The sequence below is a fragment of the Rhodoferax sediminis genome, assembly GCF_006970865.1.
In the GTDB taxonomy this organism is placed as follows: Bacteria; Pseudomonadota; Gammaproteobacteria; order Burkholderiales; family Burkholderiaceae_C; genus Rhodoferax_A; species Rhodoferax_A sediminis.
In genome coordinates this window covers 2640005-2665807 of record NZ_CP035503.1, presented here as the reverse complement: position 1 = coordinate 2665807, position 25803 = coordinate 2640005, and the positions used below count along the sequence as shown (strand labels likewise).

The 25803-nt window shown below is 62.0% G+C and carries 20 protein-coding genes; 12 read left to right on the top strand and 8 right to left on the bottom strand.

The window, feature by feature from the left end:
- Positions 1–45: 45 nt before the first annotated feature.
- The 5 genes from EUB48_RS12860 to iaaH are packed head-to-tail and all read right to left on the bottom strand — an operon-like array spanning position 46 to position 6006.
- Positions 46–738, bottom strand: coding sequence for an ABC transporter ATP-binding protein (locus EUB48_RS12860; protein WP_142819493.1), 693 nt, complete (start codon positions 736–738; stop codon positions 46–48).
- On the bottom strand, positions 735–2507 hold the full coding sequence (locus tag EUB48_RS12855; protein ID WP_244618194.1) for a branched-chain amino acid ABC transporter ATP-binding protein/permease: 1773 nt from the start codon (positions 2505–2507) through the stop codon (positions 735–737). The genes EUB48_RS12860 and EUB48_RS12855 overlap by 4 nt, the downstream gene beginning before the upstream one ends.
- Before the next feature lie 13 nt (positions 2508–2520).
- Entirely contained in the window at positions 2521–3375 is an 855-nt protein-coding gene (locus EUB48_RS12850; RefSeq protein WP_142819492.1) for a branched-chain amino acid ABC transporter permease, read from the bottom strand.
- 16 nt (positions 3376–3391) lie between these two features.
- Positions 3392–4549: a substrate-binding domain-containing protein gene (locus tag EUB48_RS12845; RefSeq protein ID WP_142819491.1), complete on the bottom strand. Its 1158-nt coding sequence runs from the start codon at positions 4547–4549 to the stop codon at positions 3392–3394.
- Positions 4550–4599: 50 nt separating this feature from the next.
- Complete coding sequence (iaaH, locus tag EUB48_RS12840; RefSeq protein WP_142819490.1) at positions 4600–6006, bottom strand: indoleacetamide hydrolase; 1407 nt, start codon at positions 6004–6006, stop codon at positions 4600–4602.
- Positions 6007–6280: 274 nt separating this feature from the next.
- Here iaaH and EUB48_RS12835 point away from each other — a divergent pair, with 274 nt between their 5' ends.
- Both EUB48_RS12835 and EUB48_RS12830 read left to right on the top strand, forming a co-directional pair.
- Positions 6281–7057 carry a helix-turn-helix transcriptional regulator gene (locus EUB48_RS12835; RefSeq protein WP_142819489.1) on the top strand — a complete coding sequence of 259 codons (777 nt, stop codon included), beginning with the start codon at positions 6281–6283 and terminating at the stop codon, positions 7055–7057.
- Positions 7058–7095: 38 nt separating this feature from the next.
- Positions 7096–7296: a hypothetical protein gene (locus EUB48_RS12830; RefSeq protein WP_142819488.1), complete on the top strand. Its 201-nt coding sequence runs from the start codon at positions 7096–7098 to the stop codon at positions 7294–7296.
- Here the strand turns inward: EUB48_RS12830 and EUB48_RS12825 are convergent.
- Positions 7293–8219: a LysR family transcriptional regulator gene (locus EUB48_RS12825; RefSeq protein ID WP_142819487.1), complete on the bottom strand. Its 927-nt coding sequence runs from the start codon at positions 8217–8219 to the stop codon at positions 7293–7295. The two genes, EUB48_RS12830 and EUB48_RS12825, sit on opposite strands and share 4 nt — an antisense overlap.
- A 139-nt stretch (positions 8220–8358) precedes the next feature.
- Between EUB48_RS12825 and EUB48_RS12820 the strand changes: the two genes are divergently transcribed.
- The 9 genes from EUB48_RS12820 to EUB48_RS12780 all read left to right on the top strand — a co-directional run bounded on the left by EUB48_RS12820 (position 8359) and on the right by EUB48_RS12780 (position 19427).
- The gene (locus EUB48_RS12820) at positions 8359–9366 is read left to right on the top strand and encodes a carbon-nitrogen hydrolase family protein (RefSeq protein WP_142819486.1); all 1008 of its coding nucleotides are present in this window, start codon (positions 8359–8361) and stop codon (positions 9364–9366) included.
- Positions 9367–9929: 563 nt separating this feature from the next.
- Complete coding sequence (locus EUB48_RS12815; RefSeq protein WP_142819485.1) at positions 9930–12083, top strand: thiamine pyrophosphate-dependent enzyme; 2154 nt, start codon at positions 9930–9932, stop codon at positions 12081–12083.
- Complete coding sequence (locus EUB48_RS12810) at positions 12080–13612, top strand: indolepyruvate oxidoreductase subunit beta family protein (protein WP_142819484.1); 1533 nt, start codon at positions 12080–12082, stop codon at positions 13610–13612. Before EUB48_RS12815 ends, EUB48_RS12810 begins: the two co-directional genes overlap by 4 nt.
- Before the next feature lie 42 nt (positions 13613–13654).
- Complete coding sequence (locus EUB48_RS12805) at positions 13655–14821, top strand: ABC transporter substrate-binding protein (protein WP_142819483.1); 1167 nt, start codon at positions 13655–13657, stop codon at positions 14819–14821.
- 224 nt (positions 14822–15045) lie between these two features.
- Positions 15046–15918 (top strand): branched-chain amino acid ABC transporter permease, encoded by an 873-nt coding sequence (locus EUB48_RS12800; protein ID WP_142819482.1) that lies wholly within the window; start codon positions 15046–15048, stop codon positions 15916–15918.
- Positions 15915–16853 carry a branched-chain amino acid ABC transporter permease gene (locus EUB48_RS12795; protein ID WP_142819481.1) on the top strand — a complete coding sequence of 313 codons (939 nt, stop codon included), beginning with the start codon at positions 15915–15917 and terminating at the stop codon, positions 16851–16853. Before EUB48_RS12800 ends, EUB48_RS12795 begins: the two co-directional genes overlap by 4 nt.
- Before the next feature lies 1 nt (position 16854).
- Entirely contained in the window at positions 16855–17604 is a 750-nt protein-coding gene (locus EUB48_RS12790; protein WP_142819480.1) for an ABC transporter ATP-binding protein, read from the top strand.
- The gene (locus tag EUB48_RS12785) at positions 17601–18332 is read left to right on the top strand and encodes an ABC transporter ATP-binding protein (RefSeq protein WP_142819479.1); all 732 of its coding nucleotides are present in this window, start codon (positions 17601–17603) and stop codon (positions 18330–18332) included. The genes EUB48_RS12790 and EUB48_RS12785 overlap by 4 nt, the downstream gene beginning before the upstream one ends.
- A 15-nt stretch (positions 18333–18347) precedes the next feature.
- On the top strand, positions 18348–19427 hold the full coding sequence (locus EUB48_RS12780; protein ID WP_142819478.1) for an enolase C-terminal domain-like protein: 1080 nt from the start codon (positions 18348–18350) through the stop codon (positions 19425–19427).
- A gap of 231 nt (positions 19428–19658) precedes the next feature.
- Here EUB48_RS12780 and rpoD read toward each other — a convergent pair whose 3' ends face one another.
- Together rpoD and dnaG are read right to left on the bottom strand one after the other, a co-directional pair.
- Entirely contained in the window at positions 19659–21944 is a 2286-nt protein-coding gene (gene rpoD / locus EUB48_RS12775; protein WP_142819477.1) for an RNA polymerase sigma factor RpoD, read from the bottom strand.
- Positions 21945–22198: 254 nt separating this feature from the next.
- The gene (dnaG, locus tag EUB48_RS12770) at positions 22199–24082 is read right to left on the bottom strand and encodes a DNA primase (protein WP_142819476.1); all 1884 of its coding nucleotides are present in this window, start codon (positions 24080–24082) and stop codon (positions 22199–22201) included.
- Positions 24083–24139: 57 nt separating this feature from the next.
- Here dnaG and EUB48_RS12765 point away from each other — a divergent pair, with 57 nt between their 5' ends.
- Positions 24140–25786 carry an acyl-CoA synthetase gene (locus tag EUB48_RS12765; RefSeq protein WP_142819475.1) on the top strand — a complete coding sequence of 549 codons (1647 nt, stop codon included), beginning with the start codon at positions 24140–24142 and terminating at the stop codon, positions 25784–25786.
- Positions 25787–25803: the final 17 nt, after the last annotated feature.

Genomic DNA, 25803 nt, shown 5'->3' with positions numbered 1-25803 from the left:
TCTTGAGATGAAATGGGAGAGCGCGCGCGTTCACAGATTCGCCCTTCACACCACGAGGTAACTCTCCAGTTTTTCCCGGGTGAATAAAGCGAGCGGGCCGCCGGCGACGCACTCGCCGTGGTCGAGAACGAGAACGTGGTCGGAAATCTGCATCAGGAACGAAAGGTTCTGCTCCACGACGACGAACGCGGCGCCGGCCTCGCACCGCGCGCGCAGCAGCACCGCCATCTTCGTGATGTTCTCCGGCTGCACCCCTTCCGTGGGCTCGTCCATCAGGCTCAGGGGCGCAAGCAGCCCCAGCGTCCGGGTGAAGGACAGCAGCTTGCGCTCGCCGCCGCTCAGCGAGCCAGCGCGTTGGGCCGCGCGCTCCTCCAGGCGGGGAAAGGCCTGGAAGTACGGCTGGTAGCGCGACATGTCGCGGGTTCGAAGGTGCAGGCGCAGGTTTTCGCTCACGCTCAGGTCGCCGAACACGGTGTCTTCTTGCGGCGCGTAGGCCATGCCGGCGGCCAGCCGATGCTGCGGCGGGACATCGGCCAGATCGAGCCCCGCGGCGCCAACTTCACCCTCCATTAGAGGGATAAAGCCGGACAAGGCCCGCATGAGTGTGGTTTTCCCGACCCCGTTGCGTCCCAGCACACCGAGCACCTGGCCAGACTGCAGTGAGCCGCTGATACCGCGCAGGACCTGTGTATCCCCGTACCCCGCCACAACGTCCCTGAACTCAAGCGCAGCGCTCACTTATGGCCTCCCGCATAGACGGCGCGAACCTTCTCGTTGGCTTGCACCTGCGCCAGAGAGCCCTCGGCCAAGAGGCGTCCCTGATGCATGACGTACACGTGGTCGGCGATGCGCTCCACCGCGCTCATGTCGTGCTCGATCACCAAGGCCGCTGCGTCGAGCCGCTGCGCCACAGTCTTGATCGCATCCATCATGCGCTGGGTCTCCCCCGGCGAGAGCCCCGCACAGGGTTCATCCAGCAACATCAGGCGCGGCTCCGGCAAGGCCATCATTACGAATTCAAGCGCCTGGCGGTCACCTTGGGAGAGCCGGCCTGCAGGGATGTCGAGGCTGTTCCGCAGTGCCGGAAACAGGTTCAGCAGCTCCTGAAGCAGCGGCGTTTGCCATTGCTTCGGCCGGTTGCTCAGTGATTGCAGCCCGTGCAACCGGTTGGCCCACAGGGCAATTGCCAGGTTGTCACGGACGTCCAGTTGACTGAACACCGAAGGAATCTGGAACTTGCGTCCGATACCGAGCCGTGCCACCCGCCAGGCGGCCCAGCGTCCTACTTTTTGGTCCGCAAACTGGATGCTTCCCGATTGCGAGGGCAGGCGGCCCGTCAGCGTGTTGAATGTCGACGTTTTGCCTGCGCCGTTGGGGCCGATCAGGCAGCGAACGCCGGGGCCGCTGAGCTTCAGCGAGAGGCCATTGATGATGGCGATGCCCGAAGCACCGCTGTACACATCGTCGAACGCCAACTCGGCACGTGAGCTTCTTGATGCGGGGAAGATGGCAGGCGCGGCCTCCACGGGCGCGGATATCTGCGCCGACGTGGCAGGCCCCCGGTTGAGCAGCCTTGTGACGAAGCCGGCGATGCCGTCGGGGAGAAATCGGACCACCGCCATGAATGCGATTGCAACGACGACTTCCCAATACGCGAAGTTGTCGCGCAATTCCGAGGACGCATAGCCGACCAGCACGGCTCCGAGCAGGGCGCCAAAGGGGCTGGCCTTGCCGCCAACTGCCGCCCAGATGACGAGCTCGGTCGACAAGAGGAAGCCGACAGTTTGGGGCGTGACGATGCCTTGGTGAGGAGCGAACAGCACGCCAGCTGCGGCCGCGCACAGCGCCGAGAGGCCAAAGGCCAGGGCCTTCATGCGGTCGGTCGCGAAGCCGAAGAACTGCAGCCGGTCCTCGTTCTGCGAAATGGCGCTCCAGAGTGTGCCGATGGGACGGCGCAGCATCACGGTCAAGCCAGTCGTGCTGACCAGCGCCAGTGCAGCCACTGCCCAGTACATCGCCCCATAGCGGTCGAGCCCCGGCAATTCAGGGATTTCGGTCATGCCGTTGAAGCCACCGGTGAGCGAGCTGAACCGGTTGGCGGCCAGGAAGCCCAACATCGTCAAGGCCAGCGTGATGAGTGAAAAGTACGGGCCGCTGTGGTAGCTGCGCGCGAACACCAGGCGCGCGACGGCCCAGGCCAACACGGCGGGAGCGAGCGCAGCGAGCGGGAGCAACAGGTACCACACGGCATCGGCCTGTGCGGCCTTCAGGATGCCGCCGCTGAGGTAGGCGCCCAGCCCGAAGAACAGGGCGTGTCCCAAAGGCAGGAAGCCCAGCCGCCCCCAGCACAGCGCCACGCCCTGAGCGGCGACCCCATACAGGAGGAACAGTCCTATTTGATAGGCCAGGAATTCGTTGCCGACGAAGGGCAGCAGCACCAGTGCAGCCGCCAGGAGCACCGGCGCTACCCAAGGCCGCATTCCGCCCAGGCGCAAGGTGATCGACAAGGCAGGACGTGAACTAGCGGCGGCCATAAAGCCCTTGCGGTCGTAACCAGAGGAAGAGGATGGAAAGAACGAGTACCGCGGCGTAGCCCGCGGTCTGGTCAATCAGGCTGGAGATGCCGGCCTGTGTCCCGCCGATAAGCCCGACGCCACTGGTCAGCCCCGCCAGTGAGCCCAGCCCGCCGACCACCAACACAAAGAACGCGTTCAGCAGATAGTCCACGCCCATGGCCGGCTCCACTCGAACGATGGGTGCGAGCAATACCCCTGCCAGGCCTGCCAGCACGACACCCATGACGAAGGCCCGCGTCGCCAGCTTGCCGGTGTCGATGCCGAGCGCCCGCGCCAGGGTGGGGTTGCCCGTCATCGCGCGTACCTTCAAACCGGCGTTGCTGCGGCGATACCAAAGCACAAGAGCGAGCATCAGCACGACCGTCAGAGCCATCAGGAAGAGCCGATAGGCCGGATAGGACGTGCCCAGAAATGCCATGGGTGCGGCTGCGCTGCTTTGGACGTTCTGGTAGCCCTTGCCAAAGATGGCTTCCACCAGATTGCGCAGGAGTATGGACAGGCCCCAGGTTGCCAGCAGCGTGTCGAAGGGGCGCGCGTACAAGGGGCGGATGAGCCATCGCTCCACCGCCCATCCGAGTGCGCCACAGATCGCGATGGCCAGTGGCACAGCGGCTGGGAGCGGCAGCCCCAGCTTCTGCACCACCACCACGGCGTAGGCACCCAGCATGACGAATTCGCCATGAGCCATGTTCATGACCCCCAGTAGTCCGAACACAATGGCCAGACCCAGCGTCGTCAAGGCGAGCGTGCACAGGGCGTAACCCAGGTTCAGCCCGGTCAGTACTGTGGCGCTGTCCATCATCAGGGTCTCCAGCTCAGACTTTGCAGGTCTGCCCCGAGGGGACGTGCGGGAAGGTCTTCACAACCTTGAACCCGGTACTGGCGACCTCGGCAACATAGATGTTCTGGTCGACGTGGCGGGCATGCATCGTCACCGAACCGCGCGGTCCTTCGTAGCTCGCGCCTTCCGACGCGTGTTCCATGGCCGCGACTTTCAGGTTGTTGGCCTTCTTGGCGATGGCACTCAGCATGAGGAAGCCTTCGAACACCGACTCGGCCAGGCCGTTCAGCGCCGGTGCCTTGTCTCCAAAACGTTTGAAGTAAGCCGTGGAGAATCCCTTGGCAGCAGGCGTATCGATGTTGGCGAAGTAGCCGGCGCTGGAATACAGGTTCTTTGCGTTCTGCACCCCGATGCCCGCCAGCGTGTTTTCTTCAATCAGGGAGCCGATGCGAACCACCTTGTCCGCCAGGCCGAAACCTGCGAACGCGCGATTGAAGGTGACCGAGGAGCCGCCAACCAGCGACACCAGTACAGCGTCCGCGCCACTGTCCCGGATGCGCGCCAAACTCGAGTCGAAGTTGTCGACCGAGAATGGCTGGTACTCGTCCCCCACGACCGTGCCACCCGCCTTGGTGATGTAGCCCTTGGCCGCCGCGTTGGTGTTGCGACCCCAGATGTAGTCGTTGCCAATCAGGTACCACTTCTTGACCTTGCGCTCGGCCATGAGCCAGGGCAGGGGCAGTTCGAGCTGCTGGGGCGGTGTCTCGCCGTTGAAGTAGGTCCCGACGCTGCAATCGCCGCCTTCGTAGACAGGCGTGTAGAAATACGGGACCTGACCCTTGAACAAACCCTCCAGCGCGCCGCGAACGGCGCTGTCATGCATACCGATGAACACTTCAGCACCGTTGCCTTTCCACAGTTTGAGCGCCGCCTGTCCGGCTTCGGCCGGCGCAAGCCCACCGTCGCCGATGAGCAGATCCACTTTGCGCCCGAGGACGCCACCGCGGGCGTTGAGCTGCTCTACCGCCAGCTCGGCACATGCCTTGGCGGACGGTCCGAACAAGCCCGCCGGTCCGGTGAGCGGCACCATCACCGCGACCTTGAGCGGGCTAGCGGCCCAGGCCGAAGCCATCGGTTGCATGGCGCCGGCAAGAGCGACGGCGGCGCTGGAGACAAAAGTTCTGCGTTGCATGTGAATTTCCTCGGGTTGTCGTCGGGTGGTGGATAAGAGGTGCTTGCGGTTTAGAGTGGAGCCAGGGTTGGCTTCGGGAGAACACGTTCGATGGCGGCGGCAACCGACAGCAGCCGGCGATCGGAATGGGCGGGCCCGTCGAGTGCCAAGCCCACCGGCAGGCCATCCGGCGCCATGCCTGCCGGCAAGGTCACGCCCGGAATGCCGGCGTTGCTTCCGGGGTCGGTGTTGCGGATGAAGGTTGGGAACGAAGGCTGCTGCTGGCCGTTGAACTCGACCGTGTCTTGTGGGGAGACTGCGCGCGCGGTCAGCGGGGTCGTGGGGAACACCAGCGCCTCCACCTGATACTTTGCGAAGGCCGTGGAGTAAACCTGTTGCAACTTCTCCCGGGCGGTCAGGGCCATGGCATAGGTATCCTGCGGAATCCCTCCACTCGCCAGAAGCGGCTGGAGCAGGCCGGCGACGTCCTGATTACCAATGCGCGCCACCAGTTCTGCCAGGCTGATGCCGCTCGCTGAGCTTTCGAGGTAACGGGTCATGTCTGGGATGAACTCGTAAAGCGCGATGGGGAAGCCCGCCGCCTCGTTGTGTTGGTCCAGTTCCGGAAGGTCTACGTCCACGAGTACCACACCGGCGCGGCGCAGGAGTTCAAGCGCTGCCTGCGTTACCGTAGACACGCCACCGTCAAGGCCTTGCCAGAAGCGCCCACTCGGCAGCCCCAGCCGCAGGCCTGCGAGCGATATGGGCGCAACCGGCTCGGCATCGCCGGTGAGGACAGTGTCCAGCAAGGCCAAGTCCTCGGTACAGCGCGCCATCGGGCCGGCGGTGTCCCGGGTCGACGAAATTGGCGCGATACCTCTTCCTGAGACCCGGCCAACGGTCGGGCGCAGGCCCGCAATGCCGCACAGGGCGGCCGGGACGCGAACCGAGCCACCCGTGTCCGTCCCAATCGCTGCGGGCACCAGGCCTGCGGCCACCAGGACGCCGCAGCCACCGCTGCTACCGCCGGGAATGCGATCCGTTGCCCAGGGATTGCGGGCAATGCCCGTAACCCTGTTGTGATTCGTAATTCCGAATGCCAGCTCGTGCATGTTCGCTTTGCCACTGATGAGGGCGCCGGCCGCACGTAGCCGTTCGGTCACGGCGGCGTCCCGCGATGGCTTGTTGTCGAGCAACGCCGTGGTGCCGACCGACGTTGGCCAGCCGACCGCGTCGATGTTGTCCTTCAGCGCGATGGGCATACCCAGCAGTGGCACGGTCTCGCCGGCAGACCGACGGCTGTCGGCAACGCGGGCCTGCGCACGAAGCAGATCAGGATCGAAGCCGACATAGCCACCAAGAGCGGTGTGAGTTGCCGTGCGGGCAATCAGGGTCTCCGCATACTCGGCACTGGAGGTCTCACGATTGGCCAGAGCGCGTATGAGCGATGCGAGGGAAGGGTAGTCGGTGACGGACATGTGGAAGAGCCTCAAGTTAAGGGACGGACCCGGCGGGCCCGTTCCGCGTCTTCAGATTCATGTGCGCAGTTTAGGCCGCTGTGTTGCTTGCGGTACTCCCAAGAATGAGGGGGGAATTACCCGGATCGGCGCCCACGCTTCGGGGCCGCAGCGCACGGCTGGGGGCCTGCCCATTGACACTGGCCGGAGCCTCCACTACGATTTCCGGCTTGCCGAGGCATGGTTCTTGCGTGCTTTGTGTCCGTGGCAGTCATCCTGAAATAACCGTTTGCCGATGTACCTGAACGAAAGCAAGTCCCGCCTGTTGGCGGACGTTTTACAGCTTTTGGCCGGCGCCCAAGAGGTGGATGACCTGCGCCAGGAGCTGGCGAAACCCATTGCGCAACTGGTCGAGGCGGATTACCTGTCGTCGCGCGATTGGGACCCGGTGTCTGGCAGGTATTCGATTTGCGCGGGATACAACGTCTGCTCGTCGCACATTCAATCCTACGATGCTTACTACCAGTTCCACGACCCCGTGACGCCCAAGCTCAGAGAGCGGCGAAGTCCCACGCGCGTGTCGGACGTCATCTCGCAGGATGAGCTGGTTCACACCGAGTTTTTCAACGACTTTCTGCGTCGCGACGGGCTGTACTGGGGCGTCAACCTTTACGCCTATGCGGGCGCTGACTGTGTCGGCGACCTCGTGATCTTTCGTTCGCAGCAGCGGCAGAATTTTGATGCGCAAAGCTTGCAGATTCTGAATCTTATTCAGCCGGCCTTCACTGCCGCACTGGTGCGTTTGCAAAAAAAAGTGGCGTTGGTGACTGACATCTTGCCCAAGCCTGACGCGGGGCTGCCGGTACGGCTGCTCACGCAGCGCGGGCACCTCAGCCCGCGTGAGGCCGAAGTCGCTTTGCGGGTATCCCGTGGAGATTCAGACAAGGAAATCGCGCGCGACCTCGGGATTGAATTCAGCACGGTCCGCTACTACCTGGCCAATGCGTTTCGCAAATTGAACGTCGATGGCCGCAACAAACTGGGTTGCGAGGTCAATCGCCTGCTCGTATAGGCAGGGCGGCAACCTTGATGCTTCGTAATCGATAGTATTTGAAAGTCGCCCAGCGCGAACTTAAGCTTCTTTACGTTCAACTGCGGTGCCTGCCTCCCGATGAAACCACGCGCCCTGTCGGCCAACGTTACTCGGTTTCCAAAAAAAAACGCGCTCCGCCGCCAGATTTGGACACCTTTCAACCGCCGCTGACGGTGGCAATGATCTTCGCCAGGGTTTTCCTGCAACCTGAAAATTAGTCTGTCTGCGTCGGGCGCTTGAACAGCTTGTGCACCAGTGCGCGCATCCATTGCTGGGCCGGGTCGTTGTTCGTGCTGCTGTGCCACACCAAATGAACGTCATAGGTGGGGGCGCCGGGGATGCCCCATACCCTGAAGTCATAGCGCTGGCGAAGATTGTGCGCATACATTTCCGGCACGATGGACAACAGGTCGGTGCTTAGGGCCAAGTCGGGCAGGGCGCCGAAGTGGCGCGCCCGCAGCACGATGCGGTCTTCCAGCTTCATGCGCACCAGCATCTGTTCGACGCTGCCATGGAAGGTCGCGGTTGGCGACGCCACCACAAAGGCGGCTTCGGCAAGCTGCCGCATTGTCAAGATCCGGCCACTGCGGCCGGATGCAGGCCGCCACAGTGGCGCGGCCATCGCTACGTATTGCTCGCGCAGCAGCAGTTCTGTACGAATGCCCCTGTGCCGGGGTTGCAAAATGCCGATGGCCAGATCGATCTCGCGCGCCTCCAGCGCCGCCGCAACATCGGCCGCCGCCACCGAAATATTGGAAAGACGGGCGCTTGGCGCCTGACTGCGCAGCGTGCTGGCCAACGCCGGTAAAAAGACTATTTCTCCCAAGTCGGACAGGGAAAGACGCCAGTGCATATCGCTCAGAGCGGGCTCGAAATCGTCATGGCCGCTGACCACTGTCTCCAGGGCGAGCAACTGGGCCAGCACCGCGGGCGCCAGCTTTTCGCACAGACGGGTCGGTTTCAGGCCAGAAGGGGCGCGCACGAAAAGCTCATCTTCAAAAAAGTCGCGCAGCCGCGCCAGGGCATTGCTAGTTGCGGGCTGTGACAGCGACAAGGCTTTGCCGGCCATGGTGACCGAGCCGGTACGGTGAATGGCCGCCAGCACGCGTAGCAGGTTGAGGTCCAGCTGGCGGAAGTTCATCGTGCATCTCTGCCCATAGTTATCGAGATTCTCCGGGATTATTCACCAAATGGATGTGCTCCATTTGAAGAATCCATTTGTCACATGAATTTGACCTGCGTAAATTAGATTCATTCTTTTCACAAACTTGGAGATGATCATGACAATTCCCGTGCGTACTAAGTACAAAGTCGCGGCCGTGCAGGCTGCGCCCGCGTTTCTCGACCTCGACAAGGGTGTCGAGAAGGCCATAGGCTTCATCGAGCAGGCCGCAGCCGAAGGCGCCGCGTTGATCGGATTCCCTGAAACTTGGCTGCCCGGCTATCCGTGGTGGATCTGGCTCGACTCGCCAGCCTGGGGCATGCAGTTCGTGCAGCGCTACTACGAGAACGCGCTAGTGGTTGGTAGCCCGCAATGGGAACGCTTGTGTCGCGCCGCCGCAGAAAACAATATTCATGTTGTGCTCGGCTTCAGCGAGCGCTCGGTCGGCACACTCTATCTCGCGCAAACCATCATCGACAACCACGGTGAAGTGATCGCGACACGGCGCAAACTCAAGCCGACCCACGCCGAGCGCACCGTCTTCGGCGAAGGCGACGGCAGTCATCTGGCCGTGCACGACACCTCGCTCGGGCGCATCGGAGCCCTTTGCTGCGCCGAGCACATTCAGCCGCTGAGCAAGTATGCGATGTTCTCGCAGAACGAGCAGGTGCACATCGCTGCCTGGCCCAGCTTCTCGGTCTACCGCGGCGCAGCGTTCCAGCTCAGCGCAGAAGCGAACAATGCTGCCAGCCAAGTCTATGCACTGGAAGGCCAATGCTACGTGCTTGCGCCTTGCGCCACTGTGTCCAAGGAGATGCTCGACATGCTTGCCGACACGCCGCAGAAGCGCGAGCTCCTGCTTGAGGGTGGCGGGTTTGCGATGATCTACGGCCCAGATGCCAAACCGCTCTGCGAGCCCTTGCCGGAAACCGCCGAGGGACTCCTCTATGCGGATGTCGACCTTGGCTTCATCGGCGTGGCCAAGGCGGCTTACGACCCCACCGGCCACTACTCGCGCCCCGACGTCGTGCGGCTGCTGTTCAACAAGAAGCCGGCCTCGCGCGTGCATGCGTTCGATCCCGAATACACCGAAGTCGACGTGAACAACGGCAGCTCTGGCGGTTGACACCGCCCCTACGCTGATCGAATGAGACGATGACCGACCGGCTTCTTGACGATCGCCTCGCCTGGGATGTCATTCTTGATTGGCAAGTCGGACCGCGCCGAGTTCGTTGACACGCCGATTGATCGGAAGGTCGCGCATTCAATGCTATGCGGAGTCATTGTCGGTGCTGCTGCGCCATACCAAGTGAATGCCATGGTTTCGAAAAAAATCGCGCAATCGCACCGGGGTCTTGCCGGCCATGGTGACCGAGCCGGTACGGTGAATGGTCGCCAGCACGCGTAGCAGGTTGAGGTCAAGCTGGCGGAAGTTCGTCGCGCATCTCCGTCCACGGTTCCCAGGGTTCTCCCGAGTTATTCACCAAATGGATGTGCTCGATTCGAATAATCCATTTGCCAGATGATTTTGAGCTGCGTAAATTCGCGGCATGAAACACGGGTACCACTCACACCGCAGATTCCTTGTTGGCGTTTTACTTCACGATGACATCACAATGACTTCTCTGCCGCGACAATACATTTCCGAGGCAACGGGCGCTAGCCTGGCCACAGCACGAGGTGTCTGCCATGGCTGAGCGCTCATTTACCAACGAAGTTCAAAAACTGCGCCTCGGCGAGGGTGACGAGTTTCGCGGCGAAGGCATTCTGGCGGTCACCAAAGCACTTTTGCAGTCCGGGGTCAGTTATATCGGCGGCTATCAAGGCGCACCGATTTCCCACCTCATTGACGTGTTGGGGGATTCTCGTGATCTGCTCGAAGGCCTTGGCATCTACTTCGAGAACAGTGCATCCGAAGCCGGAGCGGCGGCAATGCTCGGTGCTTCGATCAACTATCCCGTACGCGGCGCTGTCACGTGGAAATCCACGGTGGGCACGAACGTAGCGTCGGACGCACTGTCGAATCTGGCATCGGCAGGCGTAAAGGGTGGCGCGCTAATCATCCTGGGCGAGGACTACGGCGAAGGCTCCAGCATCATCCAGGAGCGCACGCACGCGTTCGCGATGAAGTCGCAGATGTGGCTGATGGATCCCCGTCCCAACCTGACGTCGATCGTAAACTTGGTCGAGCAAAGTTTCGAGTTGTCGGAAGCGAGTCAAACACCCGTCATGCTGCAGTTGCGCATCCGTGCCTGCCACGTGTATGGAAGCTTCATTTGCAAGGACAACAAGGCGCCCCGCATCTCAAGCAACGAGTTGATCACGGAGCCGAGCTTCGATTTTTCCAAGATCAATCTCCCGCCATCGATCTATGAGCAGGAGCGGCTCAAGATTGATGCACGCTGGCCAGCGGCAGTCAACTTTATTCGCGATAGAAAGTTGAACGAGACGTTCGACGGTGAGCTCGGCGAACTGGGATTGATCGTACCGGGGGGCCTGTACAACGGCGTGATCCGTGCCCTTCAACAGCTGGATCTTGCGGACACGTACGGTCGCTCGAAGATCCCGCTTTATGTGATGAACGTGGTGTACCCGTTGGTGCCGGATGAGTTGATCCAGTTCTGCGTGACGCGCTTATCGGTACTGGTGGTTGAAGAGGGCCAGCCCAACTACATCGAAGACGCTATCCACGCGGTTTTGCGCAAAGCCGGCGTCGCTGCGCCACTGCACGGCAAGGACATCTTCCCGATGGCTGGCGAGTACACGGGGGAAGTCTTGCTGCGCGGCATCGGTGCTTACCTCGACGCAGCTCGTCCCGCGAAGCTCGAGGTCACTGAGGTGCTCGCTACGCAAAGAGCCTTGACTGGCCTTCGTCAAGATGGTGTCGCTGCGCTTGTCGAGCCGGTGCCGAGTCGCCCTCCAGGATTTTGCATCGGCTGTCCCGAGCGACCCGTCTTTGCGGCGATCAAGCTCATGCAGAAAGAACTGGGCACGGTTCACGTCAGCGCGGACATCGGATGCCATACGTTCGGAACCCTTGCTCCGTTCAATGTCGGCAGCACGGTGCTGGGCTACGGACTCGGTCTCGCGAGCTCTTCGGGAATCGCCCCGCTGATGCGGAACCGCGTGATCAGCATCATGGGTGATGGCGGCTTCTGGCACAACGGCTTCACCAGTGGCGTAGTCAACGCTGTTTACAACGGTCAGGACTCCGTGCTGGTGATACTGAAGAACGGCTATACGTCGGCCACCGGAACCCAGGCGATTCCATCCTCGCCGACGCAGCGCACCAATCATCCGATGACCCTGGACATTGCGGCGGCTCTCAAAGGCGTGGGCGTCAGGTGGGTCAAAACCGTGCCGAGCTACAGCGTCTCTGACATGTTGAGTACGTTGAAAGACGCCATGACGACCGAGGAAGGCGGCCTGAAGGTCATCATCGCCGATGGCGAGTGCCAGCTGGAGCGTCAACGCCGCATCAAGCCGATCGTGGCCAAGCGGCTGAAGGCAGGCAAACGGGAAGTCAGAACGCGGTTTGGCATCGACGACGACGTCTGCACAGGCGATCACTCGTGCATCCGGCTTTCTGGCTGCCCCTCGCTGACAATCAAACCCAATCCGAGTGCACTGCGTACGGACCCGGTGGCGACGGTTAACCAAGGCTGTGTCGGTTGCGGCCTGTGCGGCGAAAACGTCCATGCGGCCACCCTGTGCCCGTCGTTCTACAAGGCGGAAATCATTCAGAACGCGACGCGATGGGAGCGCCTGATCTATCGGCTGCGCTCGAGCGTCATCGGCATGTTAGCCGGAGCATCCCGGACCCAAGAGGCGCTCACAGCATGAGCGATATCAAACCCATTTCCATTCTTGTTGCGGCCCTCGGCGGTGAAGGCGGCGGCGTGCTGTCCGACTGGATCATTTCGGCGGCGACCCAACTGGATTTCCCGGTTCAAAGCACGTCGGTGCCCGGCGTGGCTCAGCGCACGGGTGCGACAACCTATTACCTTGAGGTTCTACCGCTGGCACGCAACGCCCTTGCAGGCCGCGAACCCATCTTTTCGCTCACCCCCACGCCTGGCAGCCTGGACATCATTGTGGCGTCGGAATTGGTGGAAGCTGGCCGAGTGCTTCAAGGCGGCTACGTCAACACCGCGCGGACCACGCTCATTGCGTCAACGCACCGCGAATACGCCATCTCGGAAAAGACGGCCATGGGAGATGGTCGGTTTGACACGGCGCGTCTGGTGACCGCCGCGCAGAAGATGGCGCAGCGAACCTTCCTTTTCGACATGCGCGTGCTGGCTTGGAAACACGGAACGGTCATCAACACTGTGATGTTCGGAGCCATGGCCGGCACAGGCGTGCTGCCTTTTCCACGCGAGGTCTGTGAGGAAGCCATCCGCGAATCGGGCAAGGCGGTTGAGGCCAGCCTGCGTGGCTTTGCCGCGGGTTATGGGCATGTGACCGGGACGGGTGACGCCGATGTCACTGCGCCTGCTTCCATCCAAGCCGGCGTCAGCTCGATTCCTCGCCGGGTACAGCAGTTTCCCGAGCCGGTCCGGCAACTGGTGGGCGCTGGCGTGGAGCACGTGACGGACTATCAAAGCAACGCGTATGCGAGTCTTTATCTCGACCGCTGCGAGACGATCTGTGGCATCGAGTCGGACCGAGGTCAGCTTGACTTCCCGGTGACCCGAGAAACCGCTCGCTATCTCGCGCTTTGGATGGCCTACGAAGACGTTGTCCGCGTGGCCGACCTCAAGACGCGGCGGGAGCGCCTGGACAGGGTTCGCAAGGAGGTGTCGGCAAAGGAGGGAGAGCCCTTGCGTCTGACGGAATACCTCAAGCCTGGGTTGGATGAGATCTGCTCCATGTTGCCTTCGAGGCTCGCGAACTGGACCCGCAACCGGTTCAAGGGTCGTGAGGGCGCATTCAGCGTCGCTCTGCACATGCGAACAGACACGGTGAGCGGGTTCCTTCTGCTTTGCACATTGCGTTCCTTGCGCTTCTGGCGTCCGCGCAGTTCGCGCTATGCGAACGAACAGAAAGCCATCGTGCGGTGGCTTGCTGCCATCCGATTGGCGCTGGCCATGTCAGGAGGGGTCGCGCACGAACTTGCTCTCAGTGGCAACCTGGTCAAAGGTTACGGCGAGACAAGTGAGCGGGGTCACCGGAATCTGGAAGCGATCCTGGCCGACTTTGAAGCGACCGGCCTGCGCGACCCCGAACTTCTGGAAGCGCGGGTGAGAGACGCGCGTGTCGCAGCGCTCGCCGATCCGGAAGGCAGAACCCTCGCCAAGTCGCTCGGTCTTCAGCCGCCGGAACCAAAAGCAAAACCGATCAGGTTCGTGCGTAGGCTTCCGCACGCCTGACGAGCATTTTTATATCAACCACTTACTACAACGGGGACAAACATGACTACAAGCATTTCCAATTTCAGCCACATCGGCCGTCGATTATTCCTGGGCGCCGCACTGGCAGCCCTTGCCGCGTCAAGCTCAGCGGCCGAGTCACCCATCAAGATCGGCTCTGTGATTTCAGCGACTGGCCCTGCGTCGTTCCTTGGCGATCCTGAACAGAAAACCCTCGAGCTCTATGTGGAGAAGATCAATGCTGCCGGTGGCGTGCTCGGCAGGAAGCTGGAGCTGGTCATTTATGACGACGCGAGCGATGCGAACAAGGCTAACGCGTTCGCGCGGCGCTTGATCTTGCAGGACCAGGTTGATGCCCTCGTTGGCGCCTCCACCACCGGCTCAACCATGGCCATGATTCCGCAAATTGAGAGCGCCAAGATTCCGTTCATTTCGCTTGCGGCGGCTTCCGTCATTGTGGAGCCGGTGAAGAAATGGGTGTTCAAGATGCCTCACTCCGACCGAATGGCGGCGCAAAAGGTGTTGGAGGATATGAAGAAGCGCGGCTTCAAAAGCTTTGCGCTGCTCTCTGATACGGGCGGATTCGGAAAGTCTGGGAGAACGGAGACGCTGAAGACTGCGGCTGCGATGGGTATGACCGTCGCTGATGACCAGCAGTACGGCGAAAAAGACACGGATGTCACACCGCAACTCACCAAAATCAAGACATCCGGCGCCCAGGCGATTCTGGTCTTCGGTACCGGACAGGCGCCGGCGATCATTGCTCGCAACTATCAACAACTTGCGATGAAGCAGCCGTTGTATACGACGCACGGCCAAGCTTCGTTGGAGTTCGTTCGCATCGCGGGCGCAGCAGCGGAAGGTATTCGCATGCCCTCGCCAGCCTTGTTGATCGCCTCTGATCTTCCCGACTCGGACAAACAAAAGGCCGTGAGCATCGCTTACGCCAAGGCTTACCAAGACCGGTTCAAGATGGACGTTTCCACCTTTGGTGGCTACGCCCACGACGGTCTGATGATGATGGTGGATGCCATCAAACGTGCTGGAACCACCGACAAGGAAAAGGTTCGCGCGGCCCTCGAAGCAACCAACGGATTTGTGGGCGTCAGCGGTATCTACAAGATGTCGCCAACGGACCACATGGGCCTGGATGTTTCCGCGTTCCGGATGGTGGAGGTCAAGGGTGGGGTATTCAAGGAAGTCCGCTAGGCCCAACCGCCAACAATCGCCAGGGCGTTCCGTGTTCCTTGATGTTGAAGACTGTCGATGCGGGGCCGAGCGAAGTTTGCTCCCCAATCCGGCGCGCGCTGTGCTTTCGCTGCTTCGCGCGAAACTTGAACGCACCATGGCCTTTATTGGGCCGGCGTTGCTCGATCAAATCGAGCAACGCCATCTGTTTCACCAACTCATGTTGACCTAAGACGGAGGCCGAGATGTCTGATCTCAGTCAATTTGTATTTTCCGGTCTCACGACAGGATCCATCTACGCCCTGGCGGCACTGGGCTTCACGCTGATCTACAACGCCAGCGGCGTGATCAATTTCGCCCAGGGAGACTTCCTGATGTTGGGCGGCATGATCACCTCCGCCAGTTTGGCGATGGGGCTGCCAATGCCCGTGGCCATTGTCGCCGCCCTGGCCATTACCACACTAATCGGTGTGCTTCTGTACCAACTTGCGATCCGTCCCGCTGGCGAGACTAGTGTTGTGTCCCTGATTATCATCACGATCGGTGCGTCGACATTCATCCAGGGCGCGGTCCAGATTCTTCTGGGCAAGAACCAGTTCACCTTGCCATCGTTCTCCGGCGACGCATCATTGCAGCTGCTCGGCGCTTACGTGTTGCCGCAAAGCCTGTGGGTGATCGGCGTCGGCACGGTGCTGGTCGTGGCCTGTGCACTCTTCTTCCACTTTACCCTGCTCGGAAAGGCGCTTCTCGCCGTGGCTGCAAACCGCCTGGCTGCGCAGGCGGTGGGAATCAATTCAGGTCGAATCCTGCGGCTGTCTTTCGGCCTTTCCGCGTTGATTGGAGCAGTGGCGGGCATCGTTGCGGCTCCCATTACGACCACAACGTATGACCTTGGCCTGATGCTCGGCTTGAAAGGCTTTGTTGCCGCGACGCTCGGTGGTTTGAACAGCGGCGTTGGCGCTGTACTCGGCGGCCTGCTGGTAGGCTTGCTCGAGGCGCTTGTCGCGGGCTACATCTCGTCTGCCTACAAGGATGCTGTCCCGTTCGTGCTAATCATATTCGTGCTGCTCGTATTGCCGAATGGGCTGTTGGGCGCCAAGAGCACGGAGCGCGTATGAGGCAGTTCGCCCGCCCCTCCATCCTGGTGGCCCTGGCCATCTGTATCTTGCTGCCTCTGGTGCTACCTAACAACTTCATGCTCGACATCGCCATTCGGGCAGCGCTGACAGCGATTGCCGTTGTCGGCTTGAATCTCCTGATGGGCTTTGCCGGTCAGGTCAGCATTGGTCATGCCGCATTCGTGGCGATAGGCTCGTATGGAACGGGGATCATCACCGCCCGACTGAATTGGCCGCCGTTGGTGGCGCTTGCCGTCGCGGCAGCCGGCGCCGCTCTCGTCGCGTACCTCGTCGCAAAGCCGATTCTGCGTCTCAAGGGGCACATGCTGACGATGGCAACCCTTGGTTTCGGCGTGATCGTGAACATCGCGCTTGTCAACGAGGTGGCGTGGACTGGTGGCCCTGATGGCATGTCAGTCGTGCCGCTGAGCATCGGTACCTTCGAGTTGACGAGCATCATGCACTGGTACGTGCTGGCGGCGGCGCTCCTCGTCCTGTCCATGGTCCTGTCGCTCAATCTGTATGAGTCGCCGGCCGGTAGAGCGATGCGCGGGCTCAACAGTTCCGAGGTCGCTGCCCGCGCGATGGGCGTAGACGTCGCCACCGCCAAATCACGCGCGTTCGTCGCCTCCGCCATTTTTGCCACGGTGTCCGGGAGTTTCTCGGCCCATTACCTCGGCTTCATCAGTCCTTCGATTTCCGGATTCACCCATTCCGTCGAGCTGGCGACCATGGTGGTGGTCGGAGGCATGGCGTCGACCTTTGGCGCAGTGCTCGGGGCGATCCTGTTGACTGTTTTGCCTCAATTACTGGGCGGACTTCATGGCTATGAATCGGTGTTCTTTGGCCTGATCCTGATGCTCACCATGATCTTCCTGCCCAAGGGCCTGGTGCCATCCATTGCGTTGCTGGTTAGCCGCAGGCGAAGGAGCTGAGATGCTGACGCTCAACAGAGTATCCAAGTCTTTCGGTGGTGTCACGGCCGTGCATGACATGAGCTTCGCTGTTCGCAAGGGCGCGGTGCATGCCGTCATCGGGCCGAACGGCGCCGGAAAAACTACCCTCTTCAACCTTATCTCGGGCGTGTACACGCCCAGTTCAGGCGAGATTCTTCTCGACGACGAAAGGATCACCGGCTTGCGCTCCGACGAACTTGCCACGCGCGGCGTCAGCCGCACCTTTCAAAACCTGCAGATCTGCATGAACATGACGGCATGCGAGAACGTGATGCTGGGCGCGCACCTGCGTTCGACGAGGTCGATGGTTGCCGGCATGCTCGGCACCACGCGAAAGGCCGACATCCTGTTGCGCGAGGAGGCACTGCAGCTCATGGACAAGGTTGGCGTGGGCGCCGTCGCAAAGGCGCAGGCATCGCAGCTGTCCTATGGGCTGTTGAAGCGACTTGAGATCGCGCGCGCGCTCGCCAGCAAGCCCCGTTTGCTGCTTCTCGACGAACCCGCTGCCGGGCTGAACGACACCGAGACCGCAGAGGTGACCACCTTGATCCGCGACATTGCGGCTTCCGGCATCACAGTCCTGCTCGTCGAACACGATATGAAGATGGTCATGACGATTTCCGACCACATCGTTGTTCTGGACTACGGAAAGAAACTTGCAGAAGGGACTGCGGCGCAAGTGAGTCAGAACCCGAAAGTAATCGAAGCTTATCTGGGGATCGAGGCATGACGGCCGCGGCAACAGCCACAGAAACAAGCGCTCTGGCCGTGCGGGATCTGGTCGCCGGCTATGGTGGCATCGAGGTGCTTCATGGCGTCAGTATTTCACTCGAAAGCGGCCAGATCGTTGCACTCGTGGGCGCCAACGGGGCAGGCAAGACGACGCTCCTGCGCACCATCTCCGGCTTGATTCCTGCTCGATCGGGAAGCGTCGAGCTCTTCGGAAAAAACATCAGCGCGCTTCGGTCTGACAGGCGTGTTTGCGCTGGCTTGGCGCAGGTCCTTGAAGGCCGTCAGGTCTTCGGACCGCTTTCCGTTGAGGACAATCTCCGGCTCGGCGGCTATTCGCAACCCGGCAGTTCGGTCGAGCAACTGGAAGCGATGTACCGGCTCTTTCCAATTTTGAAGGAGAAACGCCTTCTTCCTGCTGGCACCCTGTCGGGAGGGCAGCAGCAAATGCTGGCCATCGCGCGGGCACTGATGAGTCGGCCCAAAGTCTTGCTGCTAGACGAGCCGTCGATGGGGCTGGCGCCCCTGCTGGTGCGCGAAATCTTTGCCGTCATTGCCGACCTGAGGGCCACAGGAATTCCCATCTTGCTGGTGGAGCAGAACGCCCACGCCGCCCTGTCCATCGCCGACCACGGCTACGTGCTTGAGACGGGGCGCATAGCGCTCAGTGACGCGGCCGGAGCACTTCTGCAAGACGAACGAGTGAAAACGGCCTACCTGGGCCTTTGACTTCATGGGATTCCCATGACTGAGCTTCTTGTCACGTGCATCGATGCGCGGGCGGTCAACGTTCCGCTTGAATATCCGGTGCGCACCTCCGTCGGCACTGTTGACACCGCACCACTGGTTTTGATCGACCTGCAGACCAACACCGGCGTGGTCGGGCGCTCCTATCTCTTCACTTACACGCCGCTGGCGCTGCAAGCCACGCGACAGATGGTGCTGGCACTTTCCGGGATCGTGAAGGGAAAACCGGTTGCCCCATTTGAACTCGACCGCCTGTTTCGAAGCCGGTTGCGCTTGCTCGGCGCGACGGGCATCGCGTTGATGGCATGCGCCGGCATCGACATGGCCGCGTGGGACGCTCTGGCCAGCTCCCGGGAATTGCCGTTGGTAGAGCTTCTTGGCGGAGCGCGGCGACCGATTCCTGCCTACGACAGCCACAGCATGGACGGTGAAGCGCTGGGCGTGAAGCGGGCAAGCATGTCCGTGAAACAGGGGTTCAAGGCGATCAAGACGAAGATCGGCTACTCCACCGTGGAGGAAGATGCGCGGATTCTTGGAGCGTTGCGGCAGACCATCGGGAACGAAGTTTCTTTGATGGCCGATTTCAATCAAGGCCTGACTGTACCGGAGGCGATCCGGCGTATTCGAATACTTGAGCAGTTCGGCCTGGGCTGGGTTGAGGAACCCACAGCCCAAGAAAACTATGCAGGGCATGCCAACATCCGTGCACAGGTTTCGACACCTATTCAAATGGGCGAAAACTGGTGCGGGCCGGACGAGATGGCTAAAGCGCTCGCCTCTGGTGCCTGTGATCTGGCCATGCCGGATGCGATGAAGATCGGCGGCGTGACGGGATGGCTGAAAGCGGCGGCTCTCGCTGAAGCACGCGGCATTCCGATGTCTAGTCATATTTTTCAGGAAGTCAGCGCCCATTTATTGGCCGTGACCCCGACGGCGCACTGGCTTGAGCGCATGGATCTGGCCGGACCGATTCTGGCACGGCCCTTGGCGTTTGCCGACGGGTGCGCGCAACTGTCTGATGAGCCTGGAACGGGGCTCGCGTGGAATGAAGATGCCGTCACACAGTTTGCTGTCTGAGCGGCCGATGGAACCCATTGGCGCGTTCGACTAAACAGCGTCTTGTATGCCAAGGCGAACTCGCATCTTTGATCCCCTTATTGAGGCCGCACCTTTCAAAGAAAGGAGTAGGCGATCATGGACTATCAAAAAAATAGCGCCTCATGCCCACTGGATAAGGGCTTGAGGCGCTTTTGACTCATAGATCCCGGGTCAAGCCCGGGATGACAGGTTGCCTGCCAGGGCGGCGGATCAGAGCGTGTCGATAAAGCTGCGCAGCTTGTCCGAGCGGCTCGGGTGCTTCAACTTGCGCAGCGCCTTCGCTTCGATCTGGCGGATGCGCTCGCGCGTCACGTCGAACTGCTTGCCGACTTCTTCGAGCGTGTGATCGGTGCTCATCTCGATGCCGAAGCGCATGCGCAGCACCTTGGCTTCACGCGGCGTCAGGCTGTCCAGGATGTCCTTCACCACGTCGCGCAGGCCGGCCTGCATCGCGGCTTCCAGCGGTGCGGTGTTGGCGCTGTCCTCGATGAAGTCGCCCAGGTGCGAATCGTCGTCGTCGCCGATCGGCGTTTCCATCGAGATCGGCTCTTTCGCGATCTTCATGATCTTGCGGATCTTGTCTTCCGGGATCTCCATCTTGGCCGCCAGGATGCTGGCGTCGGGCTCGAAGCCGAACTCCTGCAGATGCTGGCGGCTGATGCGGTTCATCTTGTTGATGGTCTCGATCATGTGCACCGGGATGCGGATGGTGCGCGCCTGGTCGGCGATCGAGCGCGTGATCGCCTGGCGGATCCACCACGTGGCGTAGGTCGAGAACTTGTAGCCGCGCCGGTATTCGAACTTGTCCACCGCCTTCATCAGGCCGATGTTGCCTTCCTGGATCAGGTCCAGGAACTGCAGGCCGCGATTCGTGTACTTCTTGGCGATCGAGATCACCAGGCGCAAATTGGCCTCGATCATCTCTTTCTTGGCGTCGCGCGACGAAGCCTCGCCTTCGTTCATGCGCTTGTTGATGTCTTTCAGCTGAAACAGCGGCACCACCACGCGCGACTGCAGGTCGGTCAGGCGCTGCTGCAGTTCCTGGATCGGCGGGATGTTGCGCGCCATCACCGTGCTCCACGGCTTGTTGGCGGCGGCCTGCTTTTCCACCCATTTCAGGTTCAGCAGGTTGGACGCCACGCGGTGGCCGTGCTTGTCGAAGCCGCTGAAGTCGCGGATGAAGTCTTCCTGCGGGAAGCCGCATTTGTCCACGATGATGCGGCGCAGCTCGCGCTCCTTCTTGCGCACGTCGTCGACCTGGCTGCGCAGCATGCTGCACAGCTTCTCGATGGTCTTGGCCGTGAAGCGGATGGTCATCAGCTCGTCGGACAGGGCTTTTTGCGCCTTCACGTAGGCCGGCGTGCCGTAGCCTTCCTTGTCGTAGATCTTGTGGACCTTCTCGAACAGGCTGCGCAGCGTGTCGAAGCGCGTCAGGGCCTCGCGCTTGAGCTCTTCGAGCTTCTTGGTCAGCGCCTTGGAGCCGCCCTTGCCGTCGTCGTCATCCTCTTCGTCGAATTCGTCGAAGTCTTCTTCGGCCACATAGTCGTCGGCCTCGTTCGGGTTGGAGAAGCCGTCCACGATGGTGGAGATCACCACCTTGCCGTCGCGGATGTCATCGGCCATGCGAAACACCTCGGCGATGGTGGCCGGGCTTTCGCTGATGGCCTCCATCATGCGCATCAGGCCGCCCTCGATGCGCTTGGCGATCTCGATTTCGCCTTCGCGCGTGAGCAGCTCGACCGTGCCCATTTCGCGCATGTACATGCGCACCGGGTCGGTGGTGCGGCCGAATTCGCTGTCCACCGTGGACAGTGCGGCCTCGGCTTCTTCCTCGGCTTCTTCCTCGGTCGCGGCGGTCGGGCCGGTGTTGTTCAGCAGCAGGGTTTCGGCGTCGGGGGTCTGCTCGTAAACGGCCACGCCCATGTCGTTGAGCATGGAAATCACGACTTCCAGCGTTTCGGCATCGACCAGCTTGTCGGGCAGGTGATCGGAAATCTCGCCGTGCGTGAGGTAGCCGCGTGTCTTGCCGAGCTTGATCAGGGCCTTGAGGCGCGAGCGGCGCTTGGCCATGTCTTCCTCGGACAGGACGGTTTCGTCCAGCCCGAATTCCTTCATCAGCGCGCGTTCCTTCGCCTTGCTGATCTTCATGCGCAGCGGCTTGACCTTTTCGGTGGTCGCCACGGGCTCCTCGGCAAATTCGGCTTCCACGTCGCTCAGGTCGGTGTCGTCGCCGGCCGCCTTGACGCCGGCCTTGGGCTTGCGCCCGCGCTTGGCATCTGCTGGAGGCGATGCGTCGGCTGCGGCAGGGGCGGCCTTGGGCGGGCGCCCGGGCTTTTTCTTCGGCGCTTCTGCGGCCACGACGGCAGCCTTGGCGGGTTTTTTCAGTTCTTCTTTGGCGGGCGACTTCGATGCGGGCACGGGATGGGCTTTCGTTGTGGGCTTGGCAGCCGGTTTTGCAGCAGGGGAGACGGGCTTCGCGGACTTTTGAGCAGGCATGAATAAACCTCAGGGCTTCAAGGCAGGACAAACAAAAAAGCGGGCGCCGCAAACTCCCGGCGCGGGCAACGTGGCGAAGGGGCAAACCCCCGGACGTTTTCTATCTGCAAGATGTGTGGGCGAACATTTGGAATGCAGTCCTTGCGGTTGGTTGGCCCGTTGTGAAGTTGCTTCATCGGTCGGCCCGGCCCGGAGGTATTGCTGTCGCTCTTGCAGTCTGGTCAAGCCTTACATTATACCTTTATGGCCGATTTTCAAGTGCCGGCGCTGCTACTTTTCGCTTTGCCGAGCGCGAGGCGCTGATGGTGCAGTTGACCATAGCGCTCGAGGTCGTTCCTGGCCAGCGCCTCGTTTTCCATCCGCTTGAGACGGTCGTCCTGCATCAAATCGAGCAGGCCCCGCAGTTCGCTGGCCGTGTCGTCGGGGGCCGGCTCCTCAGCCATCGGGACCTCGAAGCTGGCGGTGGTCCTCAAAGCCAGGGCCTCGCTTTCGTGATCCCGCAGGCCCTCGCGCAAGGCCGCCCAGGGTTGCGCGCCGTGCTCGTGCAACTGGCTCTCGAGCCAGACAAACAGCGGGCCATGCGGCTGGGGTAGCTCGCACAGCATGCTGCGGTCTTCGTTGGACAGGCTGTCCCAGGCCGCCATGTTGGTGAGCAGGATGCGCGCCGCGTGGTCGGCGCGGCTGGCCGGCGCGGTGCGCCCGCCCGGGCGCGCACGGGGGGCAAAGTTTGATGGCTTTTTTGGACTGTAGCCCTCGTCCTGTATGCGCTGATAGCTATCGTTGTTGTAGCGTTTTCCGCCGTGAGCGCCGTCGGTCTTGCCCGCTTTCGCGGGGCCGTTCCAGACCTCGCTCAGTTCCCGGCTGTTCAGCTGCACCAGCTCGGCAATCTCGCCCAGCAGCTGGCGCTTGAGCGCGCCCTCGGGCAGCTGGCTCCACAGCGGCCTGGCGTTGCTGGCCAGGTGGGCGCGGCCCTCGGCGGTGTTCAGGTCGCAGCCGTCGCGCGCCGCCTCGATCATGAAGCGCGACAGCGGCGTGGCCTCGGACACGTAGCGCGCAAACGCGTCCTTGCCGAAGGCGCGGATGTAGCTGTCCGGGTCGTGCTCGGGCGGCAGGAACAGGAATTTCACGCTGCGCACATCGCTGGCGTAGGGCAGGGCGCCGTCCAGCGCCTTGCGCGCGGCGCGCCGCCCGGCGGCGTCTCCGTCGAAGCTGAACACCACCGAATCGGTGAAGCGGAACAGCTTTTGCACGTGATCGGGCGTGCAGGCCGTGCCCAGCGTGGCCACGGCGTTGGGAAAGCCCAGTTGCGCCAGCGCCACCACATCCATGTAGCCCTCGGTCACCAGCACGTAGCCGTGCTCGCGCAGGGCGTGGCGCGCCTCGAACAGGCCGTACAGCTCGCGGCCCTTGTGGAACACCGGGGTTTCGGGCGAGTTGAGGTATTTCGGCGTGCCTTCACCGAGCACGCGCCCGCCAAAGCCGATGCATTCGCCCTTCACGTTGCGGATCGGGAACATCACGCGGTCGCGGAAGCGGTCGTAGCGTTTTTCCTCGCCGCTGCCTTCATCTACGCTCGCGATGACCAGGCCGCTTTCCGCCAGCAGCGGGTCGTCGTAGTTGGGAAACACGCTGGCCAGGCTGCGCCAGCCCTCGGGCGCGTAGCCCAGGCCGAACTGCTTGGCAATATCGCCCGACAGGCCGCGGCCCTTGAGGTAGTCCACGGCCTTGTGCGAGCTCTTCAGGTGTTTTTTGTACGCGTCGCAGGCCTTCTCCAGCACGTCGGACAGCGTGACCTGCTTTTGCCGCTGCTCGCTGGCGCGCGCGCGCTCGGACGGCGAGGCATCGTCTTCGGGCACCTGCATGCCGTACTGCTGCGCCAGGTCTTTCACCGCTTCGACGAAGGTCATGCCCGCATGCTCCATCAGAAAGCTGATGGCGTTGCCGTTCTTGCCGCAGCCGAAGCAGTGGTAGAACTGCTTGGACGGGCTCACGCTGAAGGAGGGCGACTTCTCGCCATGGAACGGGCACAGCCCCATGAAATTGGCGCCGCCCTTCTTGAGCTGCACGTAGCGGCCGACGATTTCGACCACGTCGACGCGCGCCAAAAGCTCCTGAATGAAAGACTGGGGAATGCTCACGGTGCTATTGTGTCCGGATTAAGCCCGATCCCCAGATAACCACCGGAGACCCAAGCCATGACCTCCATTTTCGACCAGAACCTGCCGCGCAACGAGGCCAACCACGCACCGCTGTCGCCCCTGTCCTTCATCGAACGCACGGCCGAGGTCTACCCGGACCGGCTGGCCGTGGTGCACGGCGAGCTGCGCCGCAACTGGGGCGAGTTGTACGAACGCTGCCGCCGGCTCGCCAATGCGCTGAGCCGCCACGGCATCCAAAGGGGCGACACTGTGGCCGTGATGCTGCCCAACACGCCGCCCATGGTCGAGGCCCATTTCGGCATCCCGATGGCCGGCGCCGTGCTGAATGCGCTGAACACCCGGCTCGATGCTGAAACCCTCGCCTTCATGCTGGACCATGGCGAGGCCAAGGTGGTGATCGTGGACCCGGAATTTGCCGGCGTGATGCAAAAAGCCATCGCCTTGCGCAAGGCAACAACACCGCTACTGGTGATCGATGTGGCGGATCCGGTCTATACCGGCGCCGTGCAAAAAATCGGCAGCCTCGACTACGATGATTTCATGGCCGGTGGCGACCCGCAATTCGCCTGGCCGCTGCCTGGCGACGAGTGGGACGCGATTGCCCTCAACTACACCAGCGGCACCACCGGCAACCCCAAGGGCGTGGTCTACCACCACCGCGGCGCGGCCATCAACGCCATCTCCAACATCCTCGAGTGGGACATGCCCAAGCACGCGACCTATCTGTGGACCCTGCCGATGTTTCATTGCAATGGCTGGTGTTTCCCGTGGACGGTGGCGGCGCGCGCGGGCGTCAACGTGTGTTTGCGCCGGGTCGAGGCGCAGGCGATTTTCGATGCCATCCGTGACCATGGCGTGACGCACTACTGCGGCGCGCCCATCGTGCATGGATTGCTGGTGAATGCGCCGGCCGCGATGAAGGCTGGCGTGCCGGCGGGCGTCAAGGCCATGGTGGCCGGCGCCGCGCCGCCGGCGTCCATGATCGAAGGCATGGAGCAGATGGGCTTCGATCTGACCCACGTCTACGGCCTGACGGAGGTCTACGGCCCGGCCACGGTGTGCGCCAAGCACGACGCCTGGAACGAACTCGACATCGGCGAGCGCGCGCGCCTGAACGCGCGCCAGGGCGTGCGCTACCACCTGCAGCGCGATGCGCGCGTGCTCGACACCACGACCCTGCAGCCCGTGCCGTGGGATGGCGAGACCATGGGCGAGATCATGTTCCGCGGCAATATCGCAATGAAGGGCTACCTGAAGAACCCCAAGGCCACCGAAGAAGCCTTCGCGGGCGGCTGGTTCCACAGCGGCGACCTGGCCGTGCAGTACCCCGACGGCTACATCAAGATCAAGGACCGCAGCAAGGACATCATCATCTCGGGCGGCGAGAACATCTCGTCCATCGAGGTCGAAGACGTGCTGTACCGCCACCCCGCCGTGCTGGCCGCCGCCGTGGTGGCCAAGCTTGACGCGCGCTGGGGCGAGACGCCTTGCGCGTTTGTTGAGCTCAAGGCCGGCGCGGTGGTCACGGCCGAAGAGATCGTGGCCCACTGCAAGCAGCACCTGGCCGGCTTCAAGGTGCCGCGCGCCGTGGTGTTTGGCGAGATCCCCAAGACTGCCACCGGCAAGATCCAGAAGTTCGAGCTGCGACGGCAGGCGGGCTCGGCCGCGGCGATCGATGTTTGAGGGCGGCCTCAGTCGCT

Excerpts from the sequence above, each read along its gene's own strand:
- EUB48_RS12850 (WP_142819492.1), bottom strand. The coding sequence starts at position 3,375 with ATGGACAGCGCCACAGTACTGACCGGGCTGAACCTGGGTTACGCCCTG.
- EUB48_RS12845 (WP_142819491.1), bottom strand. The coding sequence starts at position 4,549 with ATGCAACGCAGAACTTTTGTCTCCAGCGCCGCCGTCGCTCTTGCCGGC.
- iaaH (WP_142819490.1), bottom strand. The coding sequence starts at position 6,006 with ATGTCCGTCACCGACTACCCTTCCCTCGCATCGCTCATACGCGCTCTG.
- EUB48_RS12835 (WP_142819489.1), top strand. The coding sequence starts at position 6,281 with ATGTACCTGAACGAAAGCAAGTCCCGCCTGTTGGCGGACGTTTTACAG.
- EUB48_RS12825 (WP_142819487.1), bottom strand. The coding sequence starts at position 8,219 with ATGAACTTCCGCCAGCTGGACCTCAACCTGCTACGCGTGCTGGCGGCC.
- EUB48_RS12820 (WP_142819486.1), top strand. The coding sequence starts at position 8,359 with ATGACAATTCCCGTGCGTACTAAGTACAAAGTCGCGGCCGTGCAGGCT.
- EUB48_RS12815 (WP_142819485.1), top strand. The coding sequence starts at position 9,930 with ATGGCTGAGCGCTCATTTACCAACGAAGTTCAAAAACTGCGCCTCGGC.
- EUB48_RS12810 (WP_142819484.1), top strand. The coding sequence starts at position 12,080 with ATGAGCGATATCAAACCCATTTCCATTCTTGTTGCGGCCCTCGGCGGT.
- EUB48_RS12805 (WP_142819483.1), top strand. The coding sequence starts at position 13,655 with ATGACTACAAGCATTTCCAATTTCAGCCACATCGGCCGTCGATTATTC.
- EUB48_RS12800 (WP_142819482.1), top strand. The coding sequence starts at position 15,046 with ATGTCTGATCTCAGTCAATTTGTATTTTCCGGTCTCACGACAGGATCC.
- EUB48_RS12795 (WP_142819481.1), top strand. The coding sequence starts at position 15,915 with ATGAGGCAGTTCGCCCGCCCCTCCATCCTGGTGGCCCTGGCCATCTGT.
- EUB48_RS12790 (WP_142819480.1), top strand. The coding sequence starts at position 16,855 with ATGCTGACGCTCAACAGAGTATCCAAGTCTTTCGGTGGTGTCACGGCC.
- EUB48_RS12785 (WP_142819479.1), top strand. The coding sequence starts at position 17,601 with ATGACGGCCGCGGCAACAGCCACAGAAACAAGCGCTCTGGCCGTGCGG.
- EUB48_RS12780 (WP_142819478.1), top strand. The coding sequence starts at position 18,348 with ATGACTGAGCTTCTTGTCACGTGCATCGATGCGCGGGCGGTCAACGTT.
- rpoD (WP_142819477.1), bottom strand. The coding sequence starts at position 21,944 with ATGCCTGCTCAAAAGTCCGCGAAGCCCGTCTCCCCTGCTGCAAAACCG.
- EUB48_RS12765 (WP_142819475.1), top strand. The coding sequence starts at position 24,140 with ATGACCTCCATTTTCGACCAGAACCTGCCGCGCAACGAGGCCAACCAC.